General features: G+C 61.7%; 17 protein-coding genes and 1 pseudogene. 10 read left to right on the top strand and 8 right to left on the bottom strand.

The features are described 5' to 3' along the window. Positions 1-98: 98 nt before the first annotated feature. Complete coding sequence (locus PMA3_RS18240; RefSeq protein ID WP_064678488.1) at positions 99-1,184, bottom strand: AbrB family transcriptional regulator; 1,086 nt, start codon at positions 1,182-1,184, stop codon at positions 99-101. 126 nt (positions 1,185-1,310) lie between these two features. On the opposite strand from PMA3_RS18240, the gene PMA3_RS18245 reads away from it, so the two are divergent. Further along, positions 1,311-2,222, top strand: a complete 912-nt coding sequence (locus tag PMA3_RS18245) for a LysR family transcriptional regulator (protein WP_064678489.1) — start codon at positions 1,311-1,313, stop codon at positions 2,220-2,222. Here the strand turns inward: PMA3_RS18245 and PMA3_RS18250 are convergent. Beyond that, positions 2,200-2,802, bottom strand: a complete 603-nt coding sequence (locus tag PMA3_RS18250) for an eCIS core domain-containing protein (RefSeq protein ID WP_064678490.1) — start codon at positions 2,800-2,802, stop codon at positions 2,200-2,202. The two genes, PMA3_RS18245 and PMA3_RS18250, sit on opposite strands and share 23 nt — an antisense overlap. 149 nt (positions 2,803-2,951) lie before the next feature. After that, positions 2,952-3,908, bottom strand: a complete 957-nt coding sequence (locus PMA3_RS18255; RefSeq protein WP_064678491.1) for an AraC family transcriptional regulator — start codon at positions 3,906-3,908, stop codon at positions 2,952-2,954. 197 nt (positions 3,909-4,105) lie between these two features. On the opposite strand from PMA3_RS18255, the gene PMA3_RS18260 reads away from it, so the two are divergent. After that, entirely contained in the window at positions 4,106-5,059 is a 954-nt protein-coding gene (locus tag PMA3_RS18260; protein WP_064678492.1) for a diiron oxygenase, read from the top strand. A gap of 23 nt (positions 5,060-5,082) precedes the next feature. After that, positions 5,083-5,235 (top strand): annotated as a pseudogene (locus tag PMA3_RS33205) (MAPEG family protein); the annotation flags it as partial. Positions 5,236-5,272: 37 nt separating this feature from the next. On the opposite strand, the gene PMA3_RS30935 reads toward PMA3_RS33205, so the two are convergent. Both PMA3_RS30935 and PMA3_RS18270 read right to left on the bottom strand, forming a co-directional pair. After that, on the bottom strand, positions 5,273-6,037 hold the full coding sequence (locus PMA3_RS30935) for a tetratricopeptide repeat protein (protein ID WP_082930485.1): 765 nt from the start codon (positions 6,035-6,037) through the stop codon (positions 5,273-5,275). A gap of 167 nt (positions 6,038-6,204) precedes the next feature. Next, complete coding sequence (locus PMA3_RS18270; protein ID WP_064678494.1) at positions 6,205-8,064, bottom strand: ABC transporter ATP-binding protein; 1,860 nt, start codon at positions 8,062-8,064, stop codon at positions 6,205-6,207. Between the two features lie 324 nt (positions 8,065-8,388). Here PMA3_RS18270 and PMA3_RS18275 point away from each other — a divergent pair, with 324 nt between their 5' ends. Together PMA3_RS18275 and PMA3_RS18280 are read left to right on the top strand one after the other, a co-directional pair. Then, positions 8,389-9,219, top strand: a complete 831-nt coding sequence (locus tag PMA3_RS18275; protein WP_064678495.1) for an alpha/beta fold hydrolase — start codon at positions 8,389-8,391, stop codon at positions 9,217-9,219. A 94-nt stretch (positions 9,220-9,313) separates the two neighbouring features. Next, entirely contained in the window at positions 9,314-10,054 is a 741-nt protein-coding gene (locus PMA3_RS18280; RefSeq protein WP_064678496.1) for a Mut7-C RNAse domain-containing protein, read from the top strand. Between the two features lie 106 nt (positions 10,055-10,160). Here PMA3_RS18280 and PMA3_RS18285 read toward each other — a convergent pair whose 3' ends face one another. Next, a complete protein-coding gene (locus PMA3_RS18285) occupies positions 10,161-11,099 on the bottom strand; it encodes a LysR family transcriptional regulator (protein WP_064678497.1) in 939 nt (312 codons plus the stop codon). Positions 11,100-11,316: 217 nt separating this feature from the next. Then, positions 11,317-12,840 (bottom strand): CoA-acylating methylmalonate-semialdehyde dehydrogenase, encoded by a 1,524-nt coding sequence (locus PMA3_RS18290; protein WP_064678498.1) that lies wholly within the window; start codon positions 12,838-12,840, stop codon positions 11,317-11,319. Between the two features lie 280 nt (positions 12,841-13,120). Here PMA3_RS18290 and PMA3_RS18295 point away from each other — a divergent pair, with 280 nt between their 5' ends. After that, the gene (locus PMA3_RS18295) at positions 13,121-14,389 is read left to right on the top strand and encodes an OmpP1/FadL family transporter (protein WP_064678499.1); all 1,269 of its coding nucleotides are present in this window, start codon (positions 13,121-13,123) and stop codon (positions 14,387-14,389) included. 51 nt (positions 14,390-14,440) lie between these two features. Here PMA3_RS18295 and PMA3_RS18300 read toward each other — a convergent pair whose 3' ends face one another. After that, positions 14,441-15,343, bottom strand: coding sequence for a LysR family transcriptional regulator (locus PMA3_RS18300; RefSeq protein ID WP_064678500.1), 903 nt, complete (start codon positions 15,341-15,343; stop codon positions 14,441-14,443). 128 nt (positions 15,344-15,471) lie between these two features. Here PMA3_RS18300 and PMA3_RS18305 point away from each other — a divergent pair, with 128 nt between their 5' ends. From PMA3_RS18305 to PMA3_RS18320, 4 genes are all read left to right on the top strand, one after another. Beyond that, entirely contained in the window at positions 15,472-16,311 is an 840-nt protein-coding gene (locus PMA3_RS18305) for an HTD2 family dehydratase (protein WP_064678501.1), read from the top strand. Between the two features lie 67 nt (positions 16,312-16,378). Then, positions 16,379-17,542 (top strand): acyl-CoA dehydrogenase family protein, encoded by a 1,164-nt coding sequence (locus tag PMA3_RS18310; RefSeq protein WP_064678502.1) that lies wholly within the window; start codon positions 16,379-16,381, stop codon positions 17,540-17,542. Positions 17,543-17,552: 10 nt separating this feature from the next. Further along, on the top strand, positions 17,553-18,902 hold the full coding sequence (locus PMA3_RS18315) for an MmgE/PrpD family protein (protein WP_064678503.1): 1,350 nt from the start codon (positions 17,553-17,555) through the stop codon (positions 18,900-18,902). A 73-nt stretch (positions 18,903-18,975) separates the two neighbouring features. Next, entirely contained in the window at positions 18,976-20,175 is a 1,200-nt protein-coding gene (locus PMA3_RS18320; protein ID WP_064678504.1) for a CaiB/BaiF CoA transferase family protein, read from the top strand. Positions 20,176-20,223 lie beyond the last annotated feature (48 nt).

Raw genomic sequence — 20,223 nt, forward strand, 5'->3', positions numbered from 1 at the left:
GGGCTGACAGCCGGGCACTGAGCGGCACCTTCACAACAGCGCTGTTCAAAGGTAGGAGCGAGCGCGCTCGCGATGGACTCCAGGACACCGCGGGCGCATCAGGTCCGGACCACTTCCCAGCGACTCGCCAACCGAATGATCAAGCGCGCCAAATATGCGCCCGTCAGCAGCACCACGAACAAGCGCAAAGTCTGCATGGCCAGTACCAGCCCGACATCGGAGTGGGTGTCCACCGCAATGATCGCCATGGAATCCAGCCCGCCCGGGCTGGTGGCCAGGTAAACCGAGAGAAAATCCTTATCAAGCAGCGCCGCCAGCAAAAAGGCTGACAACGCACACACTGCAATCATCACCACCGCGCCAAGGATCATCGCCGGCATCCGCCGCCAAACGTAACGGATCGTCAGGCGATCAAAGCCCAGGCCCACGTAGCAACCAATCGCTCCGTACGCCGTGGCAAGCAGCCAGCCAGGCATGGTTATTTGCAACAAGCCGCTCATTTGCAAGACGGCCCCCAGCAGCAAAGGCATGAGCAGTGCGCCGGCCGGAATGGCATTACCCAATGCGACACCCGCCAGCAGCGTAGCCAGGGTGAGCACCACGTCCAACAGATTGAAGTGTGGCAACACAGCGCTTGCCGCGTGCAACTCGCTGCGCCCGGTCGGTGCCCCCAGCCAATGACTGACCAGTGCACCGATCAGCACCACGCACACCACCCGAACGTACTGCATGGTGGCGACCACCCGCGAGTCGGCGCCGAAGTCTTCAGACATCGAGACCATCACTGAAGCAGCGCCCGGCGCCACCCCCCAGGCCGCCGTACTGGCGGGTATACCGCCCAAGCGCACCATGGCAAGGCCGACCAGCGCACTGAGGCACACGGTCAGCATCGTTGCAAAAAGCATCATGGGCCAGGACTGGGCGAGTGAAGTGAGTACCGCCAGGGTCATGGAATGCGCGGCAAGAATACCCACGGCCCCCTGCCCCAGTCTGAACGCATGGCGGTGCACACGAATGCTCGCACCGCACACACCAAACCCGATAGCCACGAGCATCGGCCCTAAAAACTCCCCGGCGGGCACCTGCAGAAACTTCAATAACTGACCGCCTGCCCCGGCCAGCAGCAATAACGCGATCCATTGGACGGGAGGGGTATGGAGAAGTCGCCGTGGAAGAAAAGACAAAATCACGCTCCAAAGGTGGAACGCCCCCGGGGTGGTGGCGAGCTATCGACAGGAGCAATTATTGATAGCGGGTTCGATCAAGTCTATTTTCTAATAGTGATGAATTGATAACTGTGAGTTATAGGTATGGAACTGCGCGACCTCGTCTATTTTGAAACCATTGCCGCGCTGGGCCACCTGGGCAAGGCAGCGGAAAAACTCAACCGGAGCCAGCCGGCACTGACCAAGAGCATTCAACGACTTGAAGAGTCATTGGGCGCCCGCCTGTTCGAACGTGACGGGCGACGGATCAAACTCACGCCGGTGGGCGAACTGCTGAAAGTACGCGGCAAGCAGTTGCAGCAGAGCATCGCTGAAACCCAGCGCGAAGTGCGCGATTTTGCCAGCGGGGTCATGGGCAACATACGCCTGGGCTGCGCTGCGTCCATGGCCGACAACCTGCTGCCGCACCTGACCGGCGCATTGCTTTCCCGCGCGCCGGAAGTCACCTTGAACCTGGTGATCGGCCAGGACGATTTCCTGCGCGAAGGGCTGTTATCCGGCCGATTGGACATGGTGATCTGCCCGCAGTACGAAGCGGACCCGCTGCTCGATACCCATGCCCTGTTCGATGATGAAGCGGTGGTGGTCGCCAGCCGGCATCATCCGCTATTCAATGCCAGCTACCAGATGCGCGACTTGTGCCAATACCGCTGGGTGCTGCCCGCGACCACCGTGGCCGCGCGGCGCTGGATAGACAATGCCTTTCAAGCGCGAGACCTGCCCCTGCCCCGGGTGCAGATCGAGACCACTTCGATTTCACTGTTGCCGCGCCTGATTGGCGAAACCCACCTGCTGTGCTTCCTGGCCCGGGAGACCCTCGAAGACGTCAAAGGGGTGACGCACCTTCGAGAGGTGGCGCTCAAGGAAACCACGATGAAACGCACCATCGTCGTATTCGTTCGCATGGGCGCCTACCTGTCGCCGAGCGCGCAATTGCTGCTGAGCATCTTGAAAAATGAAGGGTCGCAGTTCTTTACGGGCGTGCAGGCGGTATAGCGCCGACCGCCCGCCTGACCTCGACCTGTATAGCATAAGCCGGTGCCTCCACCGCATTGAAATCCTGCGTATAGCGCTGGGCAAATCCTTCCACTCCCCATTCCTGATACTGCTGCACGTGCTTTAGTTCGTGAGCCCAGAGCGCAATGTTCTGCTCCGCGCTTTGAGCGTCCCGGAAGAGGATGATGTCGATCAGCGTCACGGCACCGACATCGGGGTTTTGCAGCATCGCCGTGGCGGCGCTGAATTGACCGTTGTCGCTGACTTTGTAGCGCGCAGTATCGAGGACGCCCGGGTCGTACCAGCGCAGAAGTTGCTCGCGGATGTGCGGCGGGATGGGTTGGGTACCGGCGCTGGCGGCTTCAGCGCGGGCTTGGGTCAGCCACAGCGCCAGGGCAGGCGCTGCGATCTGGTAGATGCCATCAGGCATGCCGAGCAGGCCCATGGGATCTGGCAGGCAGATGCAGCTGTCCAGGCACACTTGTTTCTCGCCAGGTGGGCAGGCGTTGGTCTGGGCAGGCGCATCCAGCGCCAGGCACAGGACAAACAGCGCCACCAGGCGAGTGGTGATGGGCGGCATTGGGCGCTCCAGGGGCGGACGCAGCGCGAACGGTGGGTCGTCATTGATCGATGATCCGCATGGCTTTAGCGTAGTCCCAAACCAGGCGCGCTCAAGATATCGCAGGAAAGGACAGGCTCTGTTTCTGTACGACGCTCCAGCGGACTTTCTCACACCGATTGCCTGCGCCAACTGCCAGGTGACACACCAAACTGGCGCTTGAACGCGCGACTGAACGCCGCTTCGGATTCGTAACCCACTGCAAAGCCGATTTGCGCCACATTACCGCGACCTTCGCGCAGCTGTTGCGCCGCCACGTGCATGCGCCAGAGGGTCAGGTATTGCATCGGTGGCTGTCCGACCAGGGCGGTGAATCGCTCCGCGAACACCGAGCGCGACAGGCCCACTTCCAGCGCCAGGGCTTCTGCCGTCCAGCCCTCGACCGGACGAGCATGGAGCAGGGCCAGCGCGCGCCCGATATGAGGATCGCGCAAGCCCGCCAGCCACCCGAGTCGCTCCGCCGGGAGGCTCGCAACATACTGGCTGACGGCCTCGACGAACAGCAATTCGGATAGCTTGGCGATGACCGTTGTGGAGCCGACGCGCCCCGCCGCGATCTGACTGATTGCGAAACGGAATGAGCTTTCAATCCAGGCGCCCGAAGCGGTTGCGCGCACGTCCAGTTTCAATAAGGAAGGCAGCGACGACAGTAACGGACTGAAGGGTATTTCAGAGCCGAGGAATCCGCACAATAACTGCGTGGCTTCGCCGCCCCCGCCGTACTTGATTTGTGAAATGCCGCCGATTTCCGGCCGTTGGATGACTTCGCGTCCCGGCATGGGCGAAAGGCTCAGGTCGCTGCCAAAAGAGTGAGCGTCATTGCGTGGAAGCAGAATGAGTTCGCCTGCCCGCACGTCGACGCTGGCCCCCCCGTCGATGCGTAATTGCATGTGCCCCGCGGTGACAAAATGCGATGCGATGACCTGCCGGGGGGCGGCCAGGAACGGCTTGCAATCGTCCGCGGAAATTCTGCCGTTGATGCACCAGGGCGCAGTGAATTCGGCCTCGAGGAACACCCCTCCAGACAGCCGAATCACCCGCAAGACATCAGAAAACGCATCCAACACCGGCCAGCCCTCCCTTCCGGAGTCTGGAGCATGTAATCAAGCGTATCGATCATTCTTCGCCTGAACTGCGAAGCCTAGATTAGCACCAACGCGGACTCGGTGATCGAGGCTCTCCCAGAGTCTCCACCAACGGTCACAGGGTTCGACGTTAATCCTAATAGCCCCTTCCCACTCGACCAGGGAAGCAGGAGATCGATATGAACAGCATCGCTACCGTACCCGGCCCAGATTCGGGCAACGCCGCCCGTTACGCTCAAATCGTCAGATCATCGAAGAAAACGCAATGGCAGATCGATCGCGATTTGCTCCAGGACCGGCGTTTCGACTTCTCGCGCAAATTCTTGCCCGACGGACTCTCGCAGATCGACGGCCTGACCTTTCTCATCGCGGACGAGGCGCGCCTGCTCAGTCAGATTCAAGGCCGAACCTACGCCTATATGTTTGGCCTGGTCGAGCGTTTTATCAGTGCCAAAATGCTCGACCAAGGTCGGGCCCATGTATTTGACGACCAACTCGCACTCGAAGCGCTGGTGCACTTTTCCAATGACGAGATCAAGCACCAGGAGCTGTTCCGGCGCATAGAGGCGATGATGGGTGCGCAGTTGCCGGCGGGATATCGTCAAGTGGCCGATCCAAACGATGTGGCGCGGGCGGTACTGGCGTCCAGCAGCTGGTCGGTGCTGGCGCTGACCTGTCATATCGAACTGTTCGTGCAAACGCACTACAAGCAAAGCATCGCCCCGCGCGAGGAGTTGTGCCCACTGTTCAAGGATGTTTTCAAATTTCACTGGATGGATGAAAGCCGGCACGTCGTGCTGGATGAACTGGAGTGGAAAGCGGAGCACGCGAAACTCTCGCCAGCCGAACACGACCAGGCCGTGAATGATCTGATTGCGCTAGTGGCGGCCGTCGACGCCATCCTGCAGGCACAATCGGCAGCCGATGCCGACTACTTCATTGGCAACGCTTCACGCTCGTTCAGTGTCGATGAAACAGCGCAAATCAAGGCCTCGGTGCTGAGCGCCTACCGCTGGCAATACATTGTCTCGGGCGTGCAGCATCCACACTTTGGCCGGCTGCTGACGGGCATGACAACCCCTGCGCAAATGTCGAGGATTCAGGCCGCGCTGGCGCCCATCATGAGTCAATGATCGACAGCGGCGACCGGCCCCGCGTCGGTCGCGTGTGCCAGTCTCTGGTTCACGTCTGCCATGTGCAAACCGATACGTTTGTTGCGGTCCGGTTTACCTTCTTTTGCGTGCAGTTGGTGTGTTTTCTCATGCTCATTGTCATCGCCGCCTGTTACGGCGCAGGCCTGCTCGGATAGCAGGATGGCTGCCTGCCAGAAGTGGACACTCGGAAACTCAACCGTGCACCAGGTAAGCTCCTGACGGAACCCGATGTCGCAGCTTCTTGCATTTGCCGGGTTTGGGCTGATGCCCCGGCGGACGATCGGGAAACCAGATTCGGCATTTGCCCGGAGGCGGCAAATGGCCACGAGGAATCTCAACCCCATCGTACGCAGGTGCTGGCTCGACGGAAGCCCTCTGCAATGTTCCTTCGGGCCGAGGCCTGCCAGCCGTCGGTGAATCCAATGCCTGGTCTGCCGTTGCGCGAGCGTAGTTGCCAGCGTCGCGTCCAGGGTCCGGAGTGGATTGTTCAACAACGGCCATTTCTGCTGCGCGGCGCCGTTGGGTCTCTTCTTCCAGCCCCTTCTGTACTGCAACCTGGTTCTCTCTGGCATTGGGTGGGGTATTCGAAGCCTGTGCTTGCTGCGCCGCCTGGATCAGTTGGAAGTTGCGGTTGCGTAACTCAACGTTGCGACCGACCCGGATGTTCGAGCGCGCCGCCAAGGTTTCAGCCTGCTGGTACTGCCCCTGCTGAAGGCGCAACACACCGAGGTAATGCAGCGTCGCGGGATTGTTCGGCTGGATGTGCAGGGCACGCTCCAGCGAGGCAGCGGCCTGGTCCAACTCGCCAAGTTCATACTGCCGCGAGGCGGTTTCGATCAGGGTGGTTGATGCGCTGTTACTTTGCGCTGGCGCCCTGCGCTCGGCAGCAACCGAACAAAGCGATGCGACCGCGCAGCACACCAGGATGAGACTTGGCAGAAAACTCTTGATTGGCATCAGGGGGCGGACTCGACTGATCTCGAACGACACGGCCGTAAAACAGACCACAGCGCTGCTCGGCATTTGCGATACAGGGCCCCCATTGACCTGGCCAATACCCTGAAGTTCCCGCTGCAACGGCCACCGTAAACGACCGCTTCCGGACCCGGCGGTGTCGCTCACGCTCAGACCTGATCCACAACCTCGGCCGCCTGCAGATCCTCACCCAGAAACCCGCCACTCTGGTGGTGCCACAACCGCGCATAGATGCCGTTCCTGGCGAGCAATTCGGTGTGGGTGCCCTGTTCGACGATGCGTCCGTCATCCATGACAATCAGTCGATCCATTGCCGCAATCGTCGACAGCCGATGGGCGATGGCGATCACGGTCTTGCCCTGCATCATTTCATCGAGGCTTTCCTGAATGGCCACTTCGACTTCCGAATCCAGCGCGCTGGTAGCCTCGTCGAGTAGCAGGATCGGGGCGTTCTTGAGCATCACCCGGGCAATGGCGACGCGCTGGCGCTGGCCGCCCGACAGTTTGATGCCGCGCTCGCCGACCAGGGTGTCGTAGCCGGTGTGGCCTTGTCGGTCACTCAGTTGGCTGATGAACTCATCGGCCTGGGCATTGGCCGCGGCGCTGCGGATTTGCGCGTCGCTCGCATCGGGGCGGCCGTAGGCGATATTGTCGCGAATGGACCGGTGCAAAAGGGAAGTATCCTGGGTGACCATGCCGATGGCACTGCGCAAGCTGTCTTGCGTTACGTGCGCGATGTCTTGCCCATCAATGCGAATCTGCCCGCCGTCGACGTCGTAGAAGCGCAGCAGCAGGTTGATCAGCGTGGATTTGCCGGCGCCAGAGCGGCCAACCAGACCGATTTTTTCACCCGGGCGAATGTTCAGGCTCAGGCCATCGAGCACCTGGCGTTCGCCGTTGTAGTTGAAGCTGACATTGTCGAATGTCACCGCCCCGCCGGAGGTCACCAGCACACCCGCGTCCGGCGCATCCTGCACCTTGGGGCCGCGGGTCAGTGTGGCCATGCCATCCTGCACGGTGCCGATGCTCTCGAACAGCGAGGTCATTTGCCACATGATCCAGTGCGACATGCCATTGATACGCAACGCCATGGCGGTGATTGCCGCCACGGCACCTGCGCCGACTTCCCCTTGATGCCATAGCCACAGGGCATAACCGCCTGCTGCCATGATCAAGGCCACCACCAATGCCTGGTTGACGATCTCGAACTGGCTGACGAGGCGCATCTGGCGAAAGCCGGTCTGCTTGAAATCCTCCATTGCCGCACGCGCGAAGTGCGCTTCACGATTGGAATGGGAGAACAGCTTCACGGTCGTGATGTTGGTATAGGCGTCCGAGATACGTCCGGTCATCGAGGAGCGCGCATGCGCCTGTTCCTGCCCCACTTTCCCCAAGCGGGGTACGAAGTAGCGCATGGCAAGCCCGAACAACAGGATCCAGGCAATGAAAGGCAGCATCAGTTTCAGCGCGAAGCCGCCGGCCAGCGCAATGATCGCGATGAAATACACGCCGATTCCGGGTGCGATCTCGATCAGGGTGAACAGCACGTCGCGCACGGCCAGCGCCGTCTGCATCACCTTGGTGGTGACCCGACCGGAAAACTCATCGGAAAAGAACGAAAGGCTTTGCCGCAGCATCAAACGGTGGAAGTCCCAACGCAGCCGCAACGGCAGGTTGATCGCCAATATCTGGTGCTGCACCATGGTGCGCAACGCCACCAGCCCGACACTGGTCGCCATGACGATGGCCATGCCCCACAACACGCGACTTTCCTGCGCCGCCGCCTCACCGCCGGCCTGCCAGGTCGAGAGTAGATCCACGACCTGACCGAGGAAAGAAAACAGCCAGGCTTCATATATCGACACACAGGCACTGAGCAGCGCAAACGCAAGAATATAGCCGCGGGCGCCCCGTGTGCACGCCCACAGGAACCGGGCCAGGCCCGCGGGAGGCGGTGGTACCTCGTCAGGAGGAAAGGGGTCGAGCCTTCGTTCAAATGCGCCAAGCATGGTGGTCTCCAAAACGATCAAGTCAGGCGATTCTGCCATTGAACGGTGGCTTTGAGGGTTTTGCGGGGGTGAGGTATGCCCCTGTTGGTAGCTTGCTCCGAGTGTAGGGTTGCCAGACGCGGGGCACTCATACGTTGCCAGAGACACAGTCGGCAGGGCTAAAAACGGCTGTTATCGAAGGCGCCAATCCGCTGATTTTCGCCAGTTCGCCTATCCTCATATTCCACCCGAAAAAACCATAGACCTTAAACCTGACATTAAACCTTCAGTCATTTGGCGGCCTTGCTCCGATCATGGCCTCCCTTTCATACAGGAGATGCGAACATGGGGTACGTCACTACGCAGGACGGTGTCGAGATCTTTTACAAAGACTGGGGTCCACGGGACGCCCAAGTGATCTTCTTCCATCACGGATGGCCACTGAGCGCGGACGACTGGGATGCGCAGATGCTGTTTTTCCTGGCGAACGGCTACCGGGTCATTGCCCACGACCGGCGCGGCCACGGGCGATCCACTCAGGTCTGGGACGGGCACGACATGGATCACTATGCCGATGACGTCGCGGCGGTCGTCGACCATCTTGGCGTGCAGGGTGCAGTTCATGTGGGGCACTCCACCGGAGGTGGCGAAGTCATCCATTACATTGCTCGCCACGGCGAAGACCGCGTGTCGAAGGCTGCCATCATCAGCGCCGTGCCGCCGCTGATGGTTCAGACCCCGGGCAATCCGGACGGCTTGCCCAAGTCGGTATTCGATGACTTGCAGGCACAGCTGCAGGCCAACCGCGCGCAGTTCTACCTCGACGTTCCAACCGGGCCTTTCTACGGTTATAACCGCCCGGGTGCGAAACCGTCCGAGGGCATTATCCGCAACTGGTGGCGGCAAGGCATGATGGGCTGTGCAAAGGCCCATTACGATGGGATCGTGGCCTTTTCCCAGACCGACTTTACCGAAGATCTGAAAAGCATCACGATCCCGGTGCTGGTGATGCATGGGGATGACGATCAGATTGTGCCTTATGCAAACTCCGGGCTCTTGTCAGCCAAGCTCCTGCAAAACAGCACGCTGAAAACCTACTCGGGCTACCCGCACGGAATGCCGACAACGAACGCCGATGCAATCAACGCCGATTTGCTCGCTTTCATACGGGATTAGTTCACTGGAGGGGCGGGTGAACATCCTGCCCCCCTGCCTTCTCCAGTCCCCGGACCAGACTCTCTCATTCCGCAGCTCTGCCATACTATTCAACATGACCAGAGCAACCTTCCGCTTCTACGAGGAGCTCAACGATTTCCTGCCGGCCGAACGGCGGCGGCAGGCCTTTACCTGCGAGTGCGCGCGAGGGGCGACGGTCAAGCACATGATCGAGGCGCTCGGGGTACCGCACACGGAGGTCGAGCTGGTGCTGCTCAACGGCGAGTCGGTGGGCTTGGAGCGGGTGATCTTCGACGATGACCGGCTGGCGGTGTATCCCAAGTTCGAAGCGCTGGACATCAGTCCGCAGTTGAAGGTTCGGGCGCAACCCTTGAGGGTGCTGCGCTTCATTGCTGATGCGCACCTGGGCGGGCTGGCCAGCCTGCTGCGCATGAGCGGCTTCGACACCCTCTACGACAATGGTTTCGAAGATGGCCAGATCGCCGAGATCGCTGCGCATCAAGGACGTATCGTACTGACCCGCGACCGCGAACTGCTCAAGCGGCGGATCATCAGCCACGGCTGTTACGTGCATGCGCTGAAACCGTCGCTGCAACTGCGCGAAGTGTACGAGCGCCTCGACCTGGCGCGTAGCGCGCGGCCATTCAGCCTGTGCCTCCATTGCAACCTGCCGCTGCACGAGATCAGCCCGGAACTGGCCCGGCCACGGGTGCCGCCACGGGTTGGCGCCCTGTATTCGCACTTCTTGCACTGCAGCGCCTGCCAGCGGATTTATTGGGAGGGTTCGCACTGGCGCAGCATGTGTGCCTTGCTGGCGCCGCTGCTGGATCGATAGCGGCTGGTTGAGTCGCGCGGCCTCAAGGCTTGCATTGCCCGTGAGGACGCCTTCGCCGGCAAGGGGGCACATTGGCCCGGTCCATCAGTACACAGGTGACCGAGTGTCAGCTGAAACCGGCGGTGAACCGCCCACGCAGGTAGTCGACAAAAACGGAAACGGCTCTGGGCACATGGGCGGAATAAGGACGTACCAGGTAAATGTCTTCCGGAAAGGCCCCTACCAATTTCCACGTGGGCAGCACCTGCACCAATGCTCCGCTCTTGAGCCCGGCCTGAGCGCTGAAGTCGGGCAACAGCGCGATGCCCAAATCGGTCAGCGCCGCATCACGCAAGGCTTCGCTATTGTTGGTGGCAAAGCTGCCCTTGATGGGAACGGTCAACCGCTTCTCCTCCCCTTGCGCGGCGGCGGGGCCTTCAAATGCCCAGGCAGGCGTATCGTTGCCGCGCGGGTAGTACAGGCAGTTGTGGTCGACCAGATCCTGCGGATGTTGAGGTTCGCCGAATTGCTCCAGATAGCTGCGGGTCGCCACCAGCAACGAGCGCGTCGCGCACAACTTCCAGGCGACATGGGTATCCGGGATCTGATTGCTGTGCCGAACCGCCAGATCGAAACCCTCCGAAGCGATGGAGGAAATATGATCGGAAACGTCCAGCTGCACTTTGACTTCGGGATAGTCCTTGAAGAAGCCGGCCAGTTCCGGAATCAGTTGCTGGCGGGCAAACGCGACCGGAGCCGTCAGCCGTATGAGCCCCCGTGCCACCCCTGCAGAGTCTCGAACATCGGAAAAACTGCAGGCAATGTGTTCATAAGCACTGCGCACGTCACGTACCAGCGCGTTTCCCGCATCGGTCAACCGCACACTGCGCGTCGTGCGCAGCACCAGGCTCAGCCCCGTGGCTTTTTCCAGTTCGGCTATCCGCTGGCTCACCGCCGACTTGCTGACCCCCAATCTGATCGCCGCCGCGGTATAGGTGCCCTGCTCGGCAAGGATCGCCAACCAGTGCAGATGGGTCCAGAGCCTTTCGACTTCCACTTTGATCATGATTTGATTGTTCTTTCCAGGAAACAATTAATTCGATTTTCGCGCATCATCATGAACAAAGCAAAGGCGAGTGTGGACATCAAGACCTGAACGCTAACCCTGATACGAGCGTTGCAGGGGAGCGGATCAATCTTTGCTCCCCTGCCCTGCTTCAAACATCCCGGGTCAGCGAGCACCCTCGTTGATCACCGGCATCCCCCGCACTGAACCAGCGGTTTTATTGCGCGGTCGGCATCGCAAACTCGGCACCTTTGCCGATGCTTTCCGGCCAGCGCTGCATGATGGATTTTTGCTTGGTGTAGAAGCGCACGCCCTCCTCTCCATACGCATGCATGTCGCCGAAGAGGCTCTTCTTCCAGCCGCCAAAGCCATGCCAGGCCATGGGTACCGGGATGGGCACGTTGATGCCGACCATGCCGACCTGGATGCGACGGCTGAATTCGCGCGCCACGTTGCCATCGCGGGTGAAGCAGGCCACGCCGTTGCCGAATTCGTGGTCGTTGACCAACTGCACCGCGGTGGCGAAATCGGGCACGCGCACGCAGGCCAGCACCGGGCCGAAAATTTCTTCTTTGTAGATGCGCATTTGCGGGGTGACATGGTCGAACAGCGTGCCGCCCATCCAGAAACCTTCCTCGCACCCTTCACCGGCGTCCGCGCTGTTGAATTGACGACCATCCACTAGCAATTGCGCGCCCTCCTTGATGCCCTGCTCGATATAGCCCGTGATCCGGGCATGGGCGGCCGGCGTGACGATCGGGCCCATTTCAGCCGCCAGGTTGCTGCCGTTGAGGACCTTCAACGCCTTGGTACGCTCCAGCAGTTTTGGCATGACTTTGTCAGCCACATCGCCGACCAGCACGGCCACCGAGATCGCCATGCAGCGTTCGCCCGCCGAGCCATAACCCGCGCCGATCAATGCGTCGACCACTTGATCGACGTCGGCGTCAGGCATGATCACCATGTGGTTCTTCGCGCCGCCCAGGGCCTGCACGCGTTTGCCATGGCGAGCACCGGTCTCGTAGATGTAATTGGCGATCGGCGTGGAGCCGACGAAGGACACCGCTTTCACATCCGGGTGGACCAGCAGCGCATCGACCGCCTCTTTGTCGCCCTGCACCACGTTGAACACGCCGTCAGGCAGACCGGCCTGTTTCAGCAAATCCGCCATGAACAGGCTGGCGCTCGGATCGGTCGGGCTTGGCTTGAGAATGAAGGTGTTGCCCGCCGCGATCGCCACCGGGAACATCCACATCGGCACCATCACCGGAAAGTTGAACGGCGTGATGCCGGCGACGACACCCAAGGGTTGCCGCAGCGTCCAGTTGTCCATGTTGGTGGACACCTGATCGGAGAAGTCACCCTTGAGCAACTGCGGGATGCCGCAAGAGAACTCAACGATGTCGATACCACGGGCCACTTCGCCCTGGGCATCGGTGAAGACCTTGCCATGTTCGGCCGTGATCAGGTGCGCCAGTTCGTCTTTGTGCTGGTTCAACAGTTCCAGGAATTTGAACAATACCCGGGCCCGGCGAATGGGCGGCGTGTTCGACCAGGCGGGAAAGGCAGCCTCGGCGGAGGCCACGGCGGCATCCACGTCCTGCGAGTTGCCCAGGCGCACATGGTTGCTGACGGCGCCGGTGGCCGGGTTGTAGACGGGTTGAGTGCGCACACCGCTGCCGACGACGTGGACGCCGTGGATGTACTGGGCAATTTCTTTATTGTCGCTAACGTTGGTCATGTCAGGTCTCGCTGCGGTGAAGGAATCTGAATTTCACCTCCACAGTAGGCAGCGGTTGTCGCCTTGACTACGGCAATAATGTGAATTGATTGTTCGGTTTAGTGAACAATGAATTTGGATGGCAGAACTGGCGAGAGGAGGAAACGCTTCTACACTCCCAGCTTGGGGTTTCGGGGGAGTTACCGGAGCTGGCCATGGCCACTGCACACTGGAATAAACCTTTATTCAATGGCTGCGCCAGCACATCAGTTCAGGACATCGATGTTTGCCGAGGTTCTCCATGCAAACCAGACTAACTGCCCTGCCCACCCTTACGCTGCTTGCGCTGTGCTGTGAGCAGGCCTGGGGCGGGGGCATCATGCTCTACGAAGTCGGCACGGATAATGCCGGCCTGGCCAATGCCGGCGCCGCCGCCCGCGCTCAGGGCCCTTCGACCATCGCCAGTAATCCGGCGGGCATGAGTTACCTGCCGGGCACGCAAATCACCGGTGGTTTACAGGTGCTTTATGGCGACCTGAGCTTCGATCGCGACGCCGCCACCAACGGCACGGGCAGCGGCAGTGGCAATGCGCTGGACCCGATGCCTGGCGCCAGCTTCTTCATCAGCCATGAACTGGACGACCACTGGAGCGTCGGCTTCGGCCAGTACGGCGACTTCGGGCTGGCGGTCAATTACGACAACGAATGGTCCGGTCGCTACTTCGCGCAGAACGCCAGCCTCCTGGGTTTGTCCCTGGTCCCCAGCGTGGCTTACCGCTTCAATGAACAATGGTCGGTGGGCCTGGGCCTGAGGGCGATGTACGGCATGTTGCAAGCGCAGACCGCCATCGACCGCTCGCCTTTCGGCTTCACCGACCGCGGCGATGGCCAGTTCAAGTACAAGGACAAGGACTGGGGTTTCGGTGCCAACCTGGGCCTGATCTTCGCCCCGCAGCCGGGCACGCGCATCGGCCTGACTTACACCAGCAAGGTCGACCTGGAATTCGAAGACGGGCTGGACGTCAAGGGCGATGGCCGCCTGCTGGAGCGGGTCGATGGCACCAACACCCAACTGGACATGACGGTGCCGCAAACCGTGACCCTGAGCCTGTTCCAGCAACTCGACCGGCAATGGGCGTTGCTGGCGTCGGCCAACTGGCAGGACTGGTCGCAGTTCGGGGACATCGCCGTGCAGGTCGACACGACAGCGCTTGGCTCGCAGTCGAGAACCGTCGACGCCGGATTCAAGGACACCTGGCATCTCTCCGTCGGCGCGCAATACCGGGCCACCGAACAACTGTTGTGGAATGTCGGCGTGGCGTATGACAGCAGCGCCGTCTCCGACAACAATCGCACCTTCACCGTGCCCATGGGCGAATCCTGGCGCATTGCGACGGGTGCCACCTATGCCCTGGACAAGGACACCGATGTCAACGTCAGCTGGGCCATGGTCTGGCTCGGCGACATGCCCGTGGACCAGACCAAATCCGTGTCGGGCACTCGCACTTCCGGTCAGTTCGACAACGCCTGGTTACAAGCGTTGAACGCCAACATGACCTGGCGATTCTGAGGTGAGGTTTGACGCCCGCTCGTGACGCACTCGGGGCAGCCCCGTGTGGAGCTACCCGGATTTTGTGTCTTCATCGGGCATCAAGGTCGCAATCAACGCCCGCACCGTGCCGGGCAGCGCGTCCAGCTCACGTACCAGGATGCTGCGCTCGCGCACGGCCCAGGGTTCGTCGAGCGAGAGGGTCACCAGGTGCATGGTGCGACTGTGCCGCATCGCCGCGGACTCGGGGATGATGCCGATGCCCACGCCGGCCTCCACCATGCGGCAGATCGCCTCGAAGCTGGAGACTTGAATCCGCAGCGACAGGTTCTGGCCGAGCCGCTCGACGTGGTCGCGCAGGAAGCTCAACAAGGTGCTGCCTTCATGCAGGCCGATGTGCTGAAACGCTAATGTCTGTTTCAGTGTGACTTTTTTCTGCTTCGCCAGCTCATGGCCCACGGGCACGATGAGCACCAGGCGGTCCGTGCTGAAATGAATCACCTGCAGCCCGGCGGCCTCGACCGGCCCTGCAATGATGCCCATGTCGGTGCTGCCATCCAGCACGCCGCGCACGATATCCCGCGACAAGCGCTCCTGCAGGTCGACCGTCACGCCGGGACGTTTGGCGAGAAAGCCCGCCAGCACCTCCGGCAAAAATTCGGTGACCGCCGTGGTGTTGGCAAAGATGCGGATGTGGCCGGCAGAATCCGTGCCGAAGTGGGTGAACTCGGCCTTCAGGTACTCCACCTGGTTCATGATCAGGCGGGCGTGCTTGAGCAATTTATGCCCGGCCGGCGTCAGTTCCACGCCGCGGCTGTCGCGGTACAGCAGGCGGGTGTCGAGCTGGCCTTCCAGCGCCTTGATGCGGGCGCTGGCGGCGGCAGGCGAGAGAAAGGCCCGGCGAGCGCCCTGGGTCAGGCTCGGGGACTCACCGATATGAATGAAAAGACGCAGGTCAGCCAGGTCGAAGTGCATGGTCAGGTCCGGACATTACAAGACGCGTTCAGCATACATGAACGCCGGTATATGAAAATGCAAATTCTCAGAATGCCGAGCGGCTCGCATGATCTGTCCATAACAACAAATGCAGAGGCAGCCTGGTTATGAATGTTTCGAACGCGCCAACGGATTTCAGTGCCTGGATAGGTCGTACGCAAGAGGCCGAAGACGTTCTGAGCCGCAACCTGATCAAGCGTATCGCTGCCACCTTCGGTGAAGAAACACCGGCCGATGGCGCTGCGCTGCCGCCGCTCTGGCAATGGTGCTTCTTCCAGGAGCCGGTGTTCGAAGCGCAGCTGGGCGACGATGGCCATCCCGCCCGTGGCGGATTCCTGCCTCCCGCCGACAACCGTAACCGCATGTGGGCCGGTGGCCGGGTCGAGTTCATCGAGCCGCTCAAGGTCGGCGCCGAGGCCCATCGCTTGTCGACCCTCCTGCACATCGAGGAAAAGCACGGGCGCACCGGCTCGCTGCTGTTCGTCACGGTACGCCATGACTACTCGCAGAACGGTCAGCTGTGCGTGCGTGAAGAACAGGACATCGTCTACCGCGAGCCCAACCCGCCCAAACTCAACAGCGGCGAAGCGCCGGAACCGGGCGACTGGAGCGAAACCATTGCGCCGACGCCGACCCTGTTGTTCCGCTACTCCGCCGTGACCTTCAACGGCCACCGCATTCATTACGACTACCCTTACGTCACCGAGGCCGAAGGCTATCCGGGGCTGGTGGTGCACGGGCCAATGATCGCCACCTTCAACCTGCGCGCCTTCATCCGCGCCAACCCCGACAAGCGCGTGCGGCATTTCGCTTATCGCGGCGTCCGCCCGTTGAACGTCCCCACGCCGTTCCAGGTGGGCGGTCGCATCGTCGAACCCGGCAAAGCGCAATTGTGGGCCGGCAACGCCGCTGGCGTGGCCCAGAGCGCCGAGGTCGTTTTCGACTGAAACCCTTTTGCGTGAACGCATCGCCCGTCCCCCGTGATGCGCCGCTGACCGACCCGAGAGCACAACCATGAATCCGTACGACGACGAAGACCTCAACGCCATCCGCGAGGGCGTGCGCGCCCTGTGCGCCGAATTCGACGCGGCTTACTGGCGCACCATCGACGAACAGAAAGGTTTCCCCGAAGCGTTCGTCAAGGCCCTGACCGATGCCGGCTGGTTGTCGGCGATGATCCCCGCCGAATATGGCGGCTCGGGCCTGGGGCTGGCCGAAGCCTCGGTGATACTTGAAGAAGTGAACGCGTGCGGGGGCAACTCCGGCACCGTCCACGGCCAGATGTACAACATGTTCACCCTGCTGCGCCATGGCAACGAGGCGCAGAAGAGCCACTACCTGCCCAAGCTCGCCAGCGGCGAGCTGCGCCTGCAATCGATGGCCGTGACCGAGCCTTCGACCGGTACCGACACCACCAAGATCAAGACCACCGCGGTCAAACAAGGCGACAAGTACATCATCAATGGCCAGAAGGTCTGGATCTCGCGGGTGCAGCATTCCGACCTGATGATCCTGCTGGCGCGCACCACGCCGCTGGCCGAGGTGAAGAAAAAATCCGAAGGCATGTCGATCTTCCTGGTCGACCTGCGCGAAGCCATCGGCAAAGGGCTGACCGTGCAGCCCATCGCCAACATGGTCAATCATGAAACCAACGAGTTGTTCTTCGACAACCTCGAGCTGCCGGCCGACAGCCTGATCGGCGAAGAAGGCAAAGGCTTCCGCTACATCCTCGACGGCCTCAACGCCGAACGCACCCTGATCGCCGCCGAGTGCATCGGCGACGGCCGCTGGTTCATCGAAAAAGCCAGCGCCTATGCCCGTGATCGCGTGGTCTTCGGCCGCCCGATCGGGCAGAACCAGGGCGTGCAATTCCCGATTGCCGAAGCCCATATCGAGATCGAGGCCGCCGACCTGATGCGCTGGCGCGCCTGCGAGGAATACGACAGCGGCAAGAACGCCGGGGCCAGCGCCAACATGGCCAAGTACCTGGCGGCCAAAGCCTCCTGGGAGGCCGCCAACGCCTGCCTGCAGACCCACGGCGGTTTCGGTTTCGCCTGCGAATACGACGTGGAACGCAAGTTCCGCGAGACCCGGCTGTACCAGGTGGCACCGATCTCCACCAACCTGATCCTGTCCTACGTCGCCGAGCACTTGCTCGAATTGCCGCGCAGTTTCTGAGGGCCCGCCCATGAGCCATACCCACGCTTTGGCCTCGTTCCTGGCCGACCTGCAATACGAGCACATTCCCGAGGCCGTGCTGGCGCGCACCGAAGACCTGTTCCTGGACTGGATCGGCTCGGCGCTGGCCAGCCAGGGCGCGCGGCCGATTCCGCTGTTCGAGCGCTATGCCGAGCGCATGGGGCCAGCCAGCGGGTCCGCCAGGATCCTGGTCAGCGGGCGCAATACATCGCCCTACTTCGCCGCCTTGGTCAACGGCGCCTCGTCACACCTGGTCGAGCAGGACGACCTGCACAACAGTTCGGTGCTGCATCCGGCCACGGTGGTGTTTTCCGCTGTGCTGGCGGCGGCCCAGGACTTGAACAAGTCGGGCAAGGATTTACTCCTGGCCTCGGTGGCAGGCTACGAAGCGGGCATTCGCATTGGCGAGTTCATGGGGCGTTCGCATTATCGAATCTTCCACACCACCGCCACGGTCGGCACCCTGGCCGCCGCGGTGGGCGTGGGCAAGCTGCTGGGTTTCGACAAGGAACAATTCATCAACCTGCTGGGCAACGCCGGGACTCAAGCGGCCGGGTTGTGGGAGTTTCTGCGCGATGCCGCTGACTCCAAGCAACTGCACACCGCCAAGGCCGCCGCCGACGGCTTGCTCGCCGCCTACATGACCGAGGACGGCCTGACCGGCGCGCGCAACATCCTGGAAGGCGAGCAAGGCATGGCGGCGGGAATGTCTACCGATGCCGACCCTGCCAGGTTGTCGGATCGGCTGGGCACACGCTGGGCCCTGGCAGAAACCTCGTTCAAGTTCCACGCTTCGTGCCGGCACACGCACCCCGCCGCCGATGCCTTGCTGCACTTGATGCAGCGCGAGCACCTGCGCCATGACCAGATCGCCAGGGTCGTCACCCGCGTGCACCAGGCCGCCATCGATGTGCTGGGCCGCGTGGTGAAACCGGCCACCGTGCATCAGGCAAAGTTTTCCATGGGCGCGGTGTTGGGATTGATCGCCGTGCATGGCAGCGCGCAACTGATCGAATTTCGCGACCTGGCCCTGACCGATGCCGACGTCGACGCCTTTCGCGAAAAAGTCAGCATGGAACTGGACCCCGAAGTCGATGCCGCCTATCCGGCGCGCTGGCTCGGCCGCGTGATCCTCACCACCACTGACGGGCGCACGTTGACCGCGGCCATCGACGATCCAAAGGGCGATCCCGGCAACACCCTGTCGCGTCCCGAACTGGAGGCCAAGTTCCAGCGCTTGCTGGCGTTCTCCGGTGCGCGGACCCAAGAGCAAGGCAAGGCGATCATCGACAAGGTCTGGCATCTGCGTGATGCGCAGGCGTTGGCTGATCTGATTTAACCGTTGACGCACTTTCACGCGCAGCGCGCTGCTGCATCAGAACGTGCACGGCCTGAGCGAATAGGTAATCCAAATGACTCAACTCACTCCCCGTCCGCTGGACGGCATCACCGTCATAAGCCTGGAGCACGCCATCGCGGCGCCCTTCTGTACCCGGCAGCTGGCCGATCTGGGCGCCCGCGTGGTGAAGGTCGAACGCCCCGGCACGGGTGATTTCGCCCGCGGCTACGATCAGCGGGTCGATGGCCTGGCCTCGCATTTCGTCTGGACCAACCGCTCCAAGGAAAGCCTGACCCTGGACCTGAAACAGGACGCCGCCGGCGGCATTCTCGAGGCACTGCTGGCCAAGGCCGACGTGCTGGTGCAGAACCTGGCACCCGGTGCGGCGGCACGCATGGGGCTGTCCTTCGAGGCGCTGCAGGCGCGTTTTCCCCGGCTCATCGTCTGCGATATTTCCGGCTACGGCGAGGGCGGGCCGTATGAAAAGAAAAAGGCCTACGACTTGCTGATCCAGAGCGAGGGCGGTTTTCTCTCGGTGACCGGTGGCCCGGGAGAGGATGAAATGGCCAAGGCCGGTTGCTCGATCGCCGACATCGCAGCGGGCATGTACGCCTACACCGGCATCCTCTCGGCGCTGATGCTGCGGGAAAAAACCGGGGTCGGCAGCCGCATCGACGTGACGATGCTCGAAAGCCTGGTGGAATGGATGGGCTACCCGATGTACTACGCCTACAACGGTGCGCCACCACCGGCACGGGCCGGGGCGTCGCACGCGACCATCTACCCCTACGGACCGTTCCCCACCGGCGGTGGCGGCACCGTCATGCTGGGCCTGCAGAACGAGCGCGAATGGGCCTTGTTCTGCGAGAAGGTCCTGCTGGACCCGTCGCTGGCGACGGACGAGCGGTTCTCTGCCAACTTCAAGCGCTCGGAGAACCGTGAAGCGCTGCGGCAAATCATCGTCGACGGTTTTGCCGCGCTGTCGGTCGAGGAGGTCGTCGAGCGCCTGGAAAACGCACAGATCGCCAATGCCCGGGTCAATGACATGCAGGGTGTGTGGGATCACCCGCAGCTCAAGGCGCGCGATCGCTGGCGGGAAGTGGACAGCCCCAGCGGGAAATTGCCGTCGCTGCTGCCTCCCGGTCACAACACTGCGTTCACGCCGAGGATGGATGGCGTGCCGGGGTTGGGGCAGCACACCGGCGGCATTCTGAGCGAGCTGGGGTTCTCTGCGCAGGAGCAGGCGCGGTTAGGTGCGGCTGGGGTGGTTTGAGGGCGTTTTTGCCACGGGTTCAATTCAGGTTACGAGGAAATACCCATC

Origin of the sequence: Pseudomonas silesiensis (assembly GCF_001661075.1) — a bacterium.
Lineage (GTDB): Bacteria > Pseudomonadota > Gammaproteobacteria > Pseudomonadales > Pseudomonadaceae > Aquipseudomonas > Aquipseudomonas silesiensis.